Source organism: Flavobacterium lacustre (genome assembly GCF_027474525.2).
Classification (GTDB): domain Bacteria; phylum Bacteroidota; class Bacteroidia; order Flavobacteriales; family Flavobacteriaceae; genus Flavobacterium; species Flavobacterium lacustre.
This window is the reverse complement of the sequence record NZ_CP114882.2, coordinates 3108448-3124008: the sequence shown is the minus strand read 5'-3', so window position 1 is coordinate 3124008 and position 15561 is coordinate 3108448. Positions and strand designations below refer to the sequence as shown.

Here is a 15561-nt window from a genome sequence, read left to right as displayed (position 1 = left end):
TTTTTTAAATCGTAATGAAAAAAAACAGAAAAGTAAAAAAAATAGAAAACACTAAAACCTTAATTATTACACATTAAATTTTATTAAATCATTTAATCATGAATTCAAACAATTTAAAAATTATATATATAATTTTTTCTATTATTTTTTCATCAACTAGCTTTGCACAAGCATCGCAACCCAATATCGCTTATAGTGACAACAATGTACGTTTTACTGTAATTACTAATGGTGTAATACGCATGGAATGGCAGCCTTCTGGTAATTTTGTAAATAATCCTTCATTTCTTGCTTCTGAAAGAAAATATCCACAGGTTGCATATAAACTTAAAAAAGGAAATTGGATTGAAATTGAAACTTCAAAAATGAAGTTGAGATATAAAAAAAATAGTGGTGATTTTACTGCAAATAATCTTCAGATTACTGCTGCAAAAGGCATTAAACCTTTCCAATGGAAGCCTGGGATGAAACAACAAAACAACCTTGGCGGAACTTTACGAACCTTGGACGAAATGGATGGAGATCTTCAGAGAGGAAGTGTTGCAGAAGCTAAAAGTGGTGAAAAACGTAAATTAGAAGATGGACTTCTTTCTAAGGATGGCTGGTCTTTTATTGACGATTCCAAGAATTTTCTTTTTGATGACAGTAATTGGGCTTGGGTAACAGAACGTAAAAATAAAGATGGCAAAGACTGGTATTTTATGGCTTATGGCGATGATTTCAAAGCTGCTCTAAAAGATTTTACCGTATTTGCTGGAAAAATGCCGTTGCCGCCTCGTTATGCATTTGGTAATTGGTGGTCCAGATATTGGTCTTATTCTGATGGCGAATTTCGATCATTGATAGATAATTTTCATAAGTATGAAATTCCGTTAGATGTCTTAGTTGTAGATATGGATTGGCATTATACTGATGAAGGAAGAGGTGGATGGACTGGTTGGACATGGAACAAAAATTTATTTCCCGACCCGCCAAAATTTTTAGAATACTTGCATGATAATAATTTAAAAGTAACCTTGAATCTGCATCCTGCTGACGGAGTTTCCTCTTATGAAGAAGGTTTTAAGGGCATGAGTAAAGATTTAGAATTAAATCCTTCGACCACAAAAAATATTCCGTGGATTGGTTCAGATAAAAAATTTGCCACAGCTTTCTTTGAAAATATTCTTCACCCAATGGAAAAACAGGGCGTAGATTTCTGGTGGTTGGATTGGCAGCAACATCCATTCGATAAAAATGTAGATAAGTTAAGTAATACCTGGTGGATTAATTATTTATTCTTTAGTGATAAAGAACGCAATAGCAATGTGCGACCAATGCTTTATCATCGTTGGGGCGGATTAGGAAATCACCGTTATCAGATTGGTTTTTCGGGAGATACTCACATGACTTGGAAATCTTTGGATTATCAACCTTATTTTAACGCAACAGCTTCCAATGTTTTGTACGGATATTGGAGTCATGATATCGGTGGACATACCGGAGGGCATTTTGAGACAGAAATGTATTTGCGTTGGTTGCAATTTGGAGCATTGAGTCCTATTATGCGTACTCACACTGGTAAAAGTGCTGATAAAAACAAGGAACCTTGGGCTTTCAATCAGGAAGTATTTACCATTATTAAGAATACGATAAAGCAACGTTATGAGATGGCTCCTTATATTTATACAATGGCGCGTAATGCTTACGACAAAGGAATTGGTTTATGTTATCCATTGTATTATGACTATCCTCAAATCAAAGAAGCATACGATTTCAAAAATGAATACATGTTCGGAAAGGATATTCTTGTTGCACCTGTTACCAAAGAATCAGAAAATGGTTTTGCTGAAATGGATGTTTGGCTTCCTGAGGGAGACTGGTATGACTGGCATACTGGAACGTTGTTAAAAGGAGGAAAAGTGATAAAAAGAAATTTTGCTCTTGATGAATTTGGAATCTATGTTAAGGCAGGAGCTATACTTCCTCTTTATTCGGATAGTGTGATGAATCTTAACGGAAACAATGAAGATTATGTTGTTACTGTTTTTCCTGGAAAAGCGGGTTCATTCTCTGTTTATGAAGATAATGGAAATGATAAAAATTATGAAAATAGTTTTGCTGTAACCGAATTAAAGTCAATACGAAAAGGGAATGAACTTCAGATTAACATTGATTCCAGAAAAGGGAAATATGAGAATATGCCAGCTTCACGTGGTTACAGTATAAAACTGATGTCTTCGGTAATGCCGGAATCAGTTACTTTAAACGGAAAATCGCTACCCTTTAAGTATTTACAAAATGAATTTGCAGTTTTGGTACAGTTGGGAACATTAGCTTGTAATGAAGTAAAAAATATTAGCGTAAGATACCCTGAAGGAGCTGTAGACTTGACAAATGGTATTGCAGGTAAGAGTAAAAGAATTGCAAAAGCTATTGAACAATTGAAATACAAAGATCCAGGAATTGTGCTGATTGATGAATTGGGAAAAATGGGAAGTATTAAGGAAGCTTTACTTTATTCTCCAAAAAATGTAAATGAATTGGTTAATCAGTTTGATAAAAGCTATAAAGAACTTCCAGAAATTTTGAAAAAACAAAGACTGGACAACGAAAGAATACAATGGTTCCTAAAAAGCATCGGTTGGGAAAAATATTAATCAAAGATTCCCAAAGTTTAATTCAAATATCTTTTAAAATGAAAAATAAAAATAAATTAATAGCTATTGCTTTATTTTCGGTACTAACGATTAGCTGTAACAAAAACAAAAATGAGGTTAAAACGGAGCAAGTCCCAACAGAAACTGCTGCTACCGAAAGAACAATCTGGACCAAAGAGAAGGCTAATACATGGTATGCAAAACAACCATGGCTTGTAGGAGCTAATTTCACACCTGGTAATGCCATTAACCAATTAGAAATGTGGCAGGCTGATACTTTTGACCCCAAAAAGATTGATCAGGAATTAGGTTGGGCAGAAGGGATAGGAATGAATGTGATGCGCGTTTATCTTCATGATTTACTGCATAAAGATGATTCGGAAGGGTTGTATAAAAGAATGGATGAATATTTGACCATTGCAGATAAACACCATATAAAGACATTATTCGTTTTATTCGATTCTTGTTGGGATCCGTTTCCTGTATCTGGAAAACAAAGAGCTCCTCAGTCTTTTCTACACAATTCTGGCTGGGTACAATCTCCGGGACAAAAAGCGCTTTTGGATGAAAAACAAATGCCACGTTTAGAAAAATACATTAAAGAAACGGTTGCGCATTTTAAAAATGACAATCGGATCTTGGGCTGGGATGTTTGGAATGAGCCAGACAACATGAACAGACCTGCTTATGTAAAAGTAGAAACAGCCAATAAAGAAGAACTAGTTTATAAACTCTTAGAAAAAACTTTCGAATGGGCTCGTTCAAGTAATCCTTCGCAACCGTTAACATCAGGAGTTTGGGCAGGTAATTGGTCTGAAAAAGGGATGAAACCCATTTTTAAATTACAATTGGAACAATCGGATGTTATTTCTTTTCATTGTTATGATAAACCTGCTGATTTTACAAACAGGATTAAGGAACTAAAACGCTACGGAAAACCATTGTTATGTACTGAATACATGGCTAGACCAAATGGCAGCACATTTGAAGGATTTTTACCCATTGCCAAAGAAAATAAAATTGCTATGATCAATTGGGGATTTGTAGACGGAAAAACACAAACTAAATTCCCTTGGGATAGTTGGACAAAAAAATATACTGCAGCACCTCCAGTATGGTTTCATGAAATATTTAACTCGGATGGAACACCCTATAAAAAATCAGAAACTGATTTTATTAAAAAAATTACATCTGAAGTAAATTCTAAATAAAAGAGATACAATATTTGCACAATAAAAAAATAGAATATTTTTTGATAATAACTGTGGTTGGTTAGTTTAAGTGGTTCAAATTATCGGGATATTTAGTCCCGGTAATTTGATTTTTAGTTTAATCTTATAAAAAATAGAATGAAATATAAAATAACTGTTTTGCTCTTTTTGAGTTTGATTTGTGCAGTTCATGCACAATGGAAACCTCAAGGGAACAAGCTCAAAACAATTTGGTCCGAAAAAGTAGATCCAAATGCTGTTTTACCCGAATATCCACGGCCAATTATGGAACGTGAGCAATGGAAAAACTTAAACGGTTTATGGAATTATGCCATAAAAGAAGTGGGTAATGATATGCCCAAAAAATATGATGGCAAAATACTGGTTCCATTTGCAATTGAATCAAGTTTATCTGGGGTTATGAAAGAGGTTGGTGCCAAAAATGAGTTATGGTATGAAACTAATTTTTCCGTTCCTGCTAATTGGAAATCAAAAAACATATTATTGCATTTTGGAGCAGTTGACTGGAAAACTGAAATTTGGTTAAATGGAATCAAAATTGGTTCTCATACAGGCGGATACACGCCATTTTCTTTTGATATCACACCTTTTTTGACTTCAAAAAATCAAACCTTAACAGTTAAAGTTTGGGACCCTTCTAATGAAGGGCCGCAACCAAGAGGGAAACAGGTGAAAAATCCCGAAGGAATCTGGTATACTCCTGTAACTGGAATTTGGCAAACCGTTTGGATTGAACCTGTTAGCAAAAAGTATATTACTACTGTAAAAACTACTCCAAATATAGATACTAAAACAATTCAATTGATTCCGGAAATTGCCGGATCATCAGCCGAAGAGATAGTTGAAGTTGCTATTTATGATAATGACCAATTAATAGGAAGTGCTAAAGCAGTAGTAGGACAAGCCATTGAAATTGCAATTGCAACTCCTAAATTATGGTCACCAGAATCTCCTTTTCTATACCATACCAAAATTAGATTATTGAAAAATAAAACCGTTTTAGACGAAGTAAAAGGGTATTTTGCAATGCGAAAAATTTCAAAAAAACGAGATGAAAACGGAATTGTAAGAATGCAACTGAATAACAAAAATTACTTCGAATTTGGTCCACTGGATCAAGGCTGGTGGCCTGATGGTTTGTATACGGCTCCTACCGATGAAGCTTTAAAATATGACATTATTAAAACCAAGGAATTAGGTTTCAATATGATTAGAAAACATGTAAAAGTAGAACCGGAACGCTGGTATACTCACTGTGATCAACTGGGAATTTTAGTATGGCAGGACATGCCAAGTGGCGATGAACAACCTATTTGGCAAAACTTAAAATATTTTAACGGAACAGAATTGCATCGTACAGCGGAATCGGAAGCTATTTACAGAAAAGAGTGGAAAGAAATAATGAATCATTTATATTCGTATCCAAGTATTGTTGTCTGGGTTCCATTTAATGAAGGTTGGGGGCAATTCAAGACTACAGAAATTGCAGAATGGACAATGGCTCACGACCCTACACGATTGATTAATCCAGCTAGTGGCGGAAATCATTTTACTACTGGTGATATTCTGGATTTGCACAATTATCCTGGGCCTGATATGTATTTGTATGACGGACAAAGAGTGACCGTTTTAGGAGAATATGGCGGAATTGGATTGCCGCTTGAAGGACATTTATGGAAATCAGATAATAACTGGGGGTACGTTAAATTTAAAAATTCTGATGAAGTAACTGCCGAATATATAAAATACGCCAAACAATTAAAAACAATGGCAAAATCAGGATTTTCGGCGGCAGTTTACACACAAACTACTGATGTGGAAGGCGAAGTAAATGGTTTTATGACCTATGACAGAAAAGTGGATAAAATGAATTTTAGAGAGATTAAAAAGATAAATCAAGAAGTAATACAATCCATTAATTAGGTAACGGAAGGAGCATGACCAAAAATCGGTCACAAATAAATAATAAACAGCTATATATGAAAATAAATAATTCCATGTTAAAACAAACACTATTACTGATTCTATTTTGTATCGGAAGTAACACTGTATCGGCACAACAAACATTTACCAATCCTATTTTAGATTATGGTGCCGACCCATATAGTACTTATCATAACGGATATTATTACTATACTCATACCATGCAAAACCAAATAGTGCTTTGGAAAACTAAAAATTTAGCTGATTTAAAAAATGCTGAAAGAAAAACCATTTGGATTGCTCCAAAAAATACCCAATATTCTTCCGAAGTTTGGGCACCTGAATTTCACTTTATTAAGGGCAAATGGTATGTGTATTTTGCAGCAGACAACGGTTCTAACAATTCACACAGGATGTATGCTTTAGAAAATTCTTCTAAAAACCCAATGGAAGGCGAATGGATTTTTAAAGGAAAAATCGCCTCACAAACCGATAAATGGGCTATTGATGGTAATGTTTTTACGTATAAAAAACAATTGTATATGATTTGGGCTGGTTGGGAAGGAGACACTAATGGCCAACAAAATATTTATATCGCCAAAATGAAAACTCCTACTCAAATTGATGGAGAAAGAGTTCTAATTTCCAGTCCAACAAACTCTTGGGAATTGTATGGTGCATTACACGATGACGTAAATCCAGCACAAGTAAATGTAAATGAGGGACCTCAATTTCTAACTCATAAAAAGAAGGTATTTATTGTTTTTTCGGCAAGTGGTTGTTGGACGGATAATTACAGTTTAGGATTGCTCACTTTTACCGGAAAAAATAATTTATTGGATCCTTCGGCATGGGTGAAAACAGATAAACCAATTTTGGAACAATCAGATAAAACCAAAGTGTATGCTCCAGGACACAATTCGTTTTTTAAATCACCAAATGGAAAAGAAGACTGGATTTTATACCATGCAAATTCAAATCCTGGCGACGGCTGCGGTGTGAAAAGATCGCCTAGAATGCAACAAATAAAATGGGATAAAAATGGAAATCCTGTTATTGGAAATCCAATATCTGAGGGAGTTTCCTTAGCTATTCCTACGATGTAATAAATATAAATTAAAAATTTACCAAAATGAAAAAAATACAATTAGTTACCATTCTTTTTTTAGGATTGTTACTTCAGACTTCTTGTCAAAAAAAAGAGCAAAAAAAGATCCAAGCATCAGATAAACCGCTAACCGAAACTACAAATATTCAACCGGCAATTCTTGATTCAAGCAATTTTATAGGGGAAGTTGAAGGGAAAAAAGTGAGCCTTTATTGGATAAAAAATGAAAATATTCAGGCAGCTTTTACTAACTACGGAGGCCGTTTGGTTAGTTTATTGGTTAAAAATAAAAATAACGAATTTGTAGATGTAGTGGTTGGATTTAAAAGTATAAAAGACTATCAAAACTCAACGGAACCTTATTTTGGTGCTACTATCGGTCGTGTGGGCAATCGAATTGCTAAGGGGAAATTTAATTTGAAAGGGAAAAGCTATAGTATTCCCATTAATAATGGCGAAAATGCTTTGCATGGAGGTACAAAAGGATACCAAGATGTAGTTTGGAATGCAGAAAAAACTAATGACCAGACTTTGGTTTTTACTTATGTTTCTCCAGATATGGAAATGGGATTTCCTGGGAACTTAAAAGTAAAGGTCACTTATAGCGTGACAAATGACAACGAAGTAAAAATGGAATATGAAGCAACAACTGATAAAACAACTATTGTGAATTTAACTAATCACGCCTTTTTTAATTTAAATGGAGAAGGGAATGGGACTATCTTAAATCATATTGTACAATTTAATGCCAAAGAATATACGCCAGTTGATAAAGGTTTAATTCCGACAGGAAAATTGGAAACGGTTATTGGCACGCCATTCGATTTTACGAAACCTCATACGATCGGAGAACGTATCAATACAGATAACGTTCAATTAGTAAATGGAGGCGGATACGATCATAATTTTGTATTGAACACTACTAAAGGGAATAATATGATTCATGTAGGTTCAGTAACTGGAGATTTGTCAGGCGTTGTGATGAATGTATATACCGAAGAGCCAGGTTTTCAGTTTTATAGTGGGAATTTTATGCAAGGCAAAAACACCTTTAAATCGGGAGCGAAAGATGATTACAGAACAGCATTTGCTTTAGAAACGCAACATTTTCCTGATGCCCCAAATCAACCTAATTTCCCATCAATAACATTAGAACCAAAAGGTGTTTATCATACGGTTTCTGTTTATAAATTTTCACAAAAGCTCTAGTATATTTTATTCTCTGGTTGCCTTTAAAATAATTTGCCGTTTGCTTTAATAGAAAATAATTTTTATAAAATATTTTTAGAATAAATTGTTTCAATTTATTTGATAAATCGTTTTAGTATAATTATTTTTACACTTTTACTAATACAGTAACATTTAAATTTATAATAATGAATTTTAAAACTATAATATCTTCAATATTATTTATTTCAGCAGGTATAACAATCTATGCCCAACAAGTCCCTCTGCTAAAAAAATCAGTGGTAGGCAATCGTATAGTAGAATTTATACCTAAAGGTTTTGATAAAACTAAGACACCTTCATTGATTCTTGCATCTGAAACCAAATCAAAAGGTAAGCTGCCATTAGATTGGTCTTTAATTCCTGAATTTGCATTCAAAAATAATAAGGCAAGTGCTGTTTTAAATTTGAAAGGAGATATAAGTTTATATGGAGGAGGAGAAGTTACAGGACCTCTTTTACGTAACGGTCAGTCTATTAAATTATGGAATACAGATACCGGTGCTTACAGCGTAGAAGGCGGCAAAAGATTATATCAGACACATCCATGGGTAATGGGTGTGCGTAAAGACGGTTCTGCATTCGGAATTATTTTTGACAGTACATGGAAAGCAGAGTTAATTACAAACTCAGATCAGATAATTTATAATTCTGAAGGTGCTTTGTTTAGGGTCTATGTAATTGATAGAAAATCGCCTCAGGAAGTGATAAAAGGACTTTCTGAATTAATAGGCACAATCAAATTACCACCTCGTTGGGCATTAGGCTATCATCAATGCCGATTTTCTTATGACAGCGAAAAGCGTGTAATGGAAATAGCCGAAACTTTCAGAGAAAAGAAAATTCCCGCCGATGTAATTTGGATGGATATTGATTATATGCAAGGATATAGAGTATTTACATTTGACAGTATCCGATTTAAAAATCCTAAAGTTTTAAATGATAATTTGCATAAAAAAGGTTTTAAGGCTGTTTACATGATTGATCCCGGAGTAAAAGTAGATAAAGATTATTCTGTTTATAAAACGGGTACCGAAAATGATGTATGGGTTAAGAAACAGAACGGAGAAGAATATCACGGAAAAGTATGGCCGGGCGATTGTGCTTTTCCTGATTTTACGAATCCAAAAGCTCGAAATTGGTGGGCTGGACTTTACAAAGATTTCTTAAATACGGGTATTGATGGAGTTTGGAACGATATGAATGAACCTGCTGTAAATGATAATGATTTTCCGGAAGATAAACGCTTGGGAACAATGCCTTATGATACACCACATAAAGGCGGTGGTAATTTACCTCAGGGTTCACACTTACTTTATCACAACGCTTACGGTCGATTAATGGTAGAGGCTTCATATGATGGGATTTTAAAAACAAACCCAACGAAGCGTCCTTTTCTTTTAACCAGATCTAATTTACTGGGAGGACAACGATATGCGGCAACATGGACAGGCGATAACTATGCTAGTGTTGAGCACATGAAATTATCAGTGCCCATGTCTCTTACACTAGGATTATCGGGTCAGCCTTTTAACGGTCCAGATATTGGAGGTTTCCTTGGAGATACAAGTGGGGACTTATGGGCAAATTGGCTTGGCTTTGGAGCATTTATGCCTTTTGCACGTGGGCACGCCTGTGCAGGAACAAATAATAAAGAACCTTGGGCTTACGGCGCAGAAATTGAAAAAACTTCCCGTATCGCATTAGAAAGACGTTATCGCTTGCTTCCTTATTTGTACACACTTTTTTATCAATCCTCTAAAGAAGGAATGCCTGTAATGGCTCCGGTATTTTTTGCTGACGTTAAAGATTCTCGCCTTAGAGCTGAGGAACAGGCTTTCTTGATGGGAGAGAATCTTTTGGTAGTGCCTGCATTTGCTAAAAATCCGATGCTTCCTTCTGGTATTTGGGAAGAGTTAAATCTTGTAGAAGGTGAGAAAACAGATAAATATCAGGCAAAATTGAGTATTAGAGGAGGAAGTATTATTCCTGCAGGTAAAGTTATCCAGAATGCTGGAGAGAATTCCTTTGATCCATTAAGTCTTTTTGTTTGCCTTGATGCTAATGGTAAGGCAAAGGGAGAGCTTTATTTAGATTCAGGTGATGGATTTGGATTCGAGAAAGGGGATTACTCGTTACTAACTTTTAGTGCAGAAAAAAACAAGAATACTGTTACAGTTAAGATTTCCGGTCAACAAGGCAAAAGAAATTGCAATGAGGAATTGAAAAAAATAAATGTAAATTTATTACTTAACGGTAAAACTTATCTAGGTTCTGGTACTCTTAAAGGTGGAGTTACCATTACTTTAAAATAGCATATAATTTAAATACATATTATTAACCAGCATCTGTAATATTAAGGCTATGAAACAAATTTTATTTTTTCTTTTTGTTGTTTTTTACTCAAGAACAATTGCACAAACAATAGTTTCTGATAATCATAAAAACAACAACCCAATATTCAAAGGTTGGTACGCCGATCCAGAGGGAATTATTTTTAATAAAACTTATTGGGTTTATCCAACTTTTTCTGCTCCGTATAATGATCAGGTTTTTCTGGATGCTTTTTCTTCTCCGGATTTAACACATTGGACAAAACATTCCCGAATCATAGACACATCAGCTGTTAAATGGGCAAAGAGAGCGATGTGGGCGCCTTCTATCATTAAAAATAAAAATAAATATTTCTTGTTTTTTGGAGCAAATGATATTCAGAATGACAAGGAGATTGGAGGAATTGGTATTGCTGTCGCATCAAAACCTGAAGGCCCATATAAAGATTATTTGGGAAAACCCTTAGTTGATAAATTCCATAATGGTGCGCAACCAATAGATCAATTTGTTTTCAGAGATAAGGATGGGCAACATTATTTAATTTATGGAGGATGGAGACATTGTAATATTGCAAAATTAAAGGGTGATTTTACGGGTTTTATCCCTTTCAAAGACAAAACTGTTTTCAAAGAAATTACTCCTGAAAACTATGTTGAGGGTCCTTTTATGTTTATCAGAAATAATAAATATTACTTTATGTGGTCTGAAGGTGGTTGGACAGGACCTGATTATTCCGTGGCCTATGCTATAGCAGATTCTCCGATGGGACCTTTCAAAAGAATTGGAAAAATATTGGCACAAAACCCTAAAATTGCTACTGGAGCAGGACATCATTCAGTCATAAATGTACCTAATTCTGATAAGTATTATATTATTTACCATAGAAGACCGCTTACTGAAACTGATGCAAATTCAAGAGAAACTTGTATAGAGGAAATGCATTTTGATGAAAATGGGTATATAAAACCCGTTGTTATAACTAACGAAGGCGTAAAAGAACATTTGATTAAATAATTTGAAAATTCCGCTACAAATCTTAAATAAAATGTCGTGTATTTGATTATTTGTTTTCTGACTTGCTTATCATAGCGTAAAACAATATTTATGCTCCAAAAAAGTATTTTTGGAGCATTTTTTTTGGAATTAATTGAATATAAACTAATGTAAATCAGTATTCTAGGTTTTTTTTGTGCAAATAGTACTTTTTTTGTTTTAACAAAAGCTGATTTTGTCATTAAATCATTGACTATTATGGTTTTATTATTTATTTCTGTCAAAATATAATTCTTGAATTCCTGCAATGATTGTATACTCTTAATTTCTAGAGGTAATTTGGGGTTTATCCCATTTTGAAAGTCTTGAAACGATAACCTGAAATGATTCAAACAATTTTGGTAAAAAACTATAAAATCCATCCGTTTTTTTTAATCAATATAAACGGTATTATTTGAAAAACCAACTACATTTTACTACCGTTTAAAATAATATTGTTAACTAAAATAGTTGTCTATAATAAAAGATAAACGATTGTTTGCGTATTGAAAATACTTGCCGGTTGAGCGCTTCATAAAAATTAATTTTCTTTAATACCATATTAAGTATTCATTTTGATTCATATTGCATATTTACAACGTTTTAGTTGGTCATATGAACCATTTAAACACAATTATGAAACAAAATGAGACGAAAATTATGTCTTCATTATCCTAATTTGGTCAAAAATTAAAATGAATTTTTTAATGCATAAATTATTTTATTGATAAAAAAAAGCAATGATATTTTAATAAGCTGTAAAAATTAATGAATTAAAATTGATTATTAATAGTTGTTGAATTACCTGTGTTTTGAACTATCCTTAAAAGATTTATTTTAATTAAAAAACAACTAACAAATTAAAAAACCAAAAAATTTAAACTCAAATGAAAACGACTTGGAAAATGTTAACAACGCAATTAAGCTTATTTACCTTGAGTAAGTTTAATTTTCGTAAGTCTGGATTTGTTTGTCTGCTATTTCTAATGCTTTGCATTGGGAATACGTATGCAAAAACCAGTTATTCGGAGCTTTATGTTCAGAAAGAAATTAAAATATCAGGTAAAGTAACAGATGTTAAGGGAAATTCAATACCTGGTGTGAATGTGTTTGAAAAAGGTACTAATAATGCTGTACAAACAAATTATGACGGAGTTTTTACGATTTCAGTAAACTCAAATCAAGCAGTACTTGTATTTGAATTTATTGGAATGAAAACAGTCGAAAAGTCCTTGAGTAATTCTGAAACACTAAATGTTGTGTTAGAAGATGAAACTAGTGAACTTAAGGAAGTGGTAGTTGTAGGTTACGGTACTCAGAAAAAAGCCTCGGTTGTTGGGGCGATTAGTACATTAAAGCCTTCTGTATTACAAGTTGGGACTTCTCGTACGCTTGGAAACAATTTGGGAGGTCAAATTACAGGTGTAATTGCGGTTCAGCGTTCTGGTGAGCCTGGTTATGATGCCTCAGATATTAAGATTCGTGGAATTTCTACTTTTGCGGGAGGTACAAACCCTCTTGTATTGGTAGATGGAATCGAAAGAAATTTAAACGATGTTGATATAGCGTCTATTGAATCTTTCTCTGTTTTGAAAGATGCTGCTGCAAGTGCGGTTTATGGAGTGCGAGGTGCAAATGGTGTTATTTTAGTAAATACCAAAAGAGGTTTTGTAGGAAAGCCAATCATACAAGTTAGAACGGAGTCAGCTATTCAGGAGCCTACAAAATTGCCTAAATTTATTAAAGCTGCCCCTTACATGAGCTTGATAAACGAATTAGCTTCTGATGCTAATAAACCACAACCATTTACTGAAGATCGTATTACAAAAACCGCTAATGGTTATGATCCGGATTTGTATCCAGATGTAAACTGGATAGATGCAATTACTAATGATTATTCGGCTACCACAAGAACCAGCTTGAATGTTGCTGGTGGATCTGAAATTTTGAGATATGCATTGACGGCTTCTTATTATAATGAGAAAGGTATTCTTGCAACTGATCCTAAACAATCTTATGATTCAGAAACTCGTTTAAACAGAGCTACTGTTCGAACAAACATAGATATTAATTTATCCAAAACTACTTTATTTAGAGTAAATGTTGGTGGATTTTTACAACAACTTAACAAAGGAGACAGTAGTACTGATTATTTGTTTAATACTGCTTTTGAAACTACTCCATATGCGCACCCTGCTATTTATTCGGACGGTACCATTCCTAAAGTACCTGCACGACCAAACCCATGGGCTGTTTCAACGCAACAAGGATATTACAAACAAGGGAATAGTAAAATTGAAAGTTTCGTTTCGTTAGAGCAAGACTTTGGCAATCTTATTACTCCAGGATTAAAAGGGAAGTTAGTGTATTCATTTGATAATTATTCTGCTAACAGAGTTACTCGTCATAAAGACCCGGATTATTATAATGTTGCTCTTGGAAGAGATATTTCAGGGAATTTAATTCATGATATTCAACAGTATGGTCAAGAATTTCTTGGGTTTAGTAATGGGGGAGAATATGGAGACAGACGCGTTTATTTAGAGGCGAGTACGACTTACGGACGTACTTTTGGAAAACACGATCTAAATGGTTTGTTGCTGTATAATCAAAATAGTTATGATAATGGAGGGATTCAGCCTTTTAGACATCAAGGATTTGCAGGAAGAGCTTCTTATGGTTTTGACAGAAAGTATATAGGGGAATTCAACTTTGGTTATAACGGATCCGAAAATTTTGCAAAAGGAGAGCGTTTTGGTTTTTTTCCATCGGTAGCTTTGGGTTGGGTTGCTAGTGAAGAAAAATTTATGGAGCCGATCAAAGACATTGTTAGCAAACTTAAATTTCGTGGTTCTTATGGTTTAGTTGGGAATGATAATATTGGGTCAGAAAGAAGGTTCGCTTATCAAACAACAATTAATGGTAATTCATCAGGATACAGCTGGGGTACAGGTACCGGTAATTATATAGGAGGTATTCAAGAAGGTGAAGTAGGAGTAGATAATTTGACTTGGGAAAAAGTAGCAAAAACAGATGTTGGTTTAGAATTAGGGTTATGGAATATGCTTGATTTGACAGTAGATATTTTCAAAGAAAAAAGGAAAGATATCTTTATCAGACGTGCTACTGTTCCTACTCAGGGAGGATTCATCAACACTCCATTTGCTAATTTTGGAAAAATGGAAAACAAAGGAATTGAGATTGCATTGAATCTTAACAAGCAAATAACTCCTGATTTCTTTATGAACTGGCGTGCCAATTTTACATATGTACAAAATAAAGTGACAGAAAGAGATGAGCCTGCTCTTGTAAAAGAATTGTATCCTTACAAATCATCTACAGGTATTCAAAACAACACATTATGGGGACAAACCGCTTTAGGGTTATATACTACAGCTGATTTTGACGCAGTTACTGGGTTGTTAAATGCAGATTTACCAAAATCAGAGCTTGGTGGTCTTGTTCGTCCTGGAGATATAAAATATTTAGATAAAAATGCTGATGGTGTTATAAACGCATTAGATGAAGGTTTCATAGGCGGAACAAGAGATCCTCAGATTATTTATGGATTCGGAAGTACATCTAAGTACAAACAATTTGATTTGAGTTTTTTCTGGCAAGGAACAGCAAAAACATATGAAATCATAGGACAAGGTGGTGAGGATTCTGCTCGTTTTATTCCTGGAAGCGGTACAGGTACTTTAGGTAATATTTACACTAATTATAACGACCGTTGGACGGAAGAAAATCAAAGTCAAGATGTATTTTGGCCTAGATTGAGTTATGGTACAAACACTAACAACTCTGTTTCATCTACTTGGTGGAAAAAAGATATGAGCTTCATTCGTTTGAAATCAATTGAACTTGGATATTCATTGAAAAAAACTACGGCTGAAAAAATTAAATTAACCGGATTAAGAGGGTATGTAAGCGGAAACAATTTGTTTTACTTATCAAAATTTAAACTTTGGGATCCAGAGTTAGACACAAGAACAGGCTTGAAATATCCATCTTCAAAATCAATTCTTTTTGGTTTAGAAATCAGTTTATAATAAAAAAAATAATG

The 15561-nt window shown here is 34.0% G+C and carries 8 protein-coding genes; all 8 read left to right on the top strand.

The window, feature by feature from the left end:
* Positions 1–98: 98 nt before the first annotated feature.
* The 8 genes from O6P34_RS13485 (at position 99) to O6P34_RS13450 (ending at position 15547) form a co-directional block, all read left to right on the top strand.
* Positions 99–2639 (top strand): TIM-barrel domain-containing protein, encoded by a 2541-nt coding sequence (locus tag O6P34_RS13485; protein WP_269685034.1) that lies wholly within the window; start codon positions 99–101, stop codon positions 2637–2639.
* Between the two features lie 38 nt (positions 2640–2677).
* The gene (locus O6P34_RS13480; RefSeq protein WP_269685033.1) at positions 2678–3850 is read left to right on the top strand and encodes a cellulase family glycosylhydrolase; all 1173 of its coding nucleotides are present in this window, start codon (positions 2678–2680) and stop codon (positions 3848–3850) included.
* Between the two features lie 138 nt (positions 3851–3988).
* Entirely contained in the window at positions 3989–5794 is a 1806-nt protein-coding gene (locus O6P34_RS13475) for a glycoside hydrolase family 2 protein (protein WP_269685032.1), read from the top strand.
* 56 nt (positions 5795–5850) lie between these two features.
* Entirely contained in the window at positions 5851–6900 is a 1050-nt protein-coding gene (locus tag O6P34_RS13470; protein ID WP_269685031.1) for a glycoside hydrolase family 43 protein, read from the top strand.
* 26 nt (positions 6901–6926) lie between these two features.
* Positions 6927–8111: an aldose epimerase family protein gene (locus tag O6P34_RS13465; protein WP_269685030.1), complete on the top strand. Its 1185-nt coding sequence runs from the start codon at positions 6927–6929 to the stop codon at positions 8109–8111.
* 167 nt (positions 8112–8278) lie between these two features.
* Entirely contained in the window at positions 8279–10444 is a 2166-nt protein-coding gene (locus tag O6P34_RS13460; RefSeq protein WP_269685029.1) for a TIM-barrel domain-containing protein, read from the top strand.
* A 49-nt stretch (positions 10445–10493) separates the two neighbouring features.
* Positions 10494–11477, top strand: a complete 984-nt coding sequence (locus O6P34_RS13455) for a glycoside hydrolase family 43 protein (RefSeq protein ID WP_269685028.1) — start codon at positions 10494–10496, stop codon at positions 11475–11477.
* A gap of 905 nt (positions 11478–12382) precedes the next feature.
* Positions 12383–15547, top strand: a complete 3165-nt coding sequence (locus O6P34_RS13450) for a SusC/RagA family TonB-linked outer membrane protein (protein WP_269685027.1) — start codon at positions 12383–12385, stop codon at positions 15545–15547.
* Positions 15548–15561 lie beyond the last annotated feature (14 nt).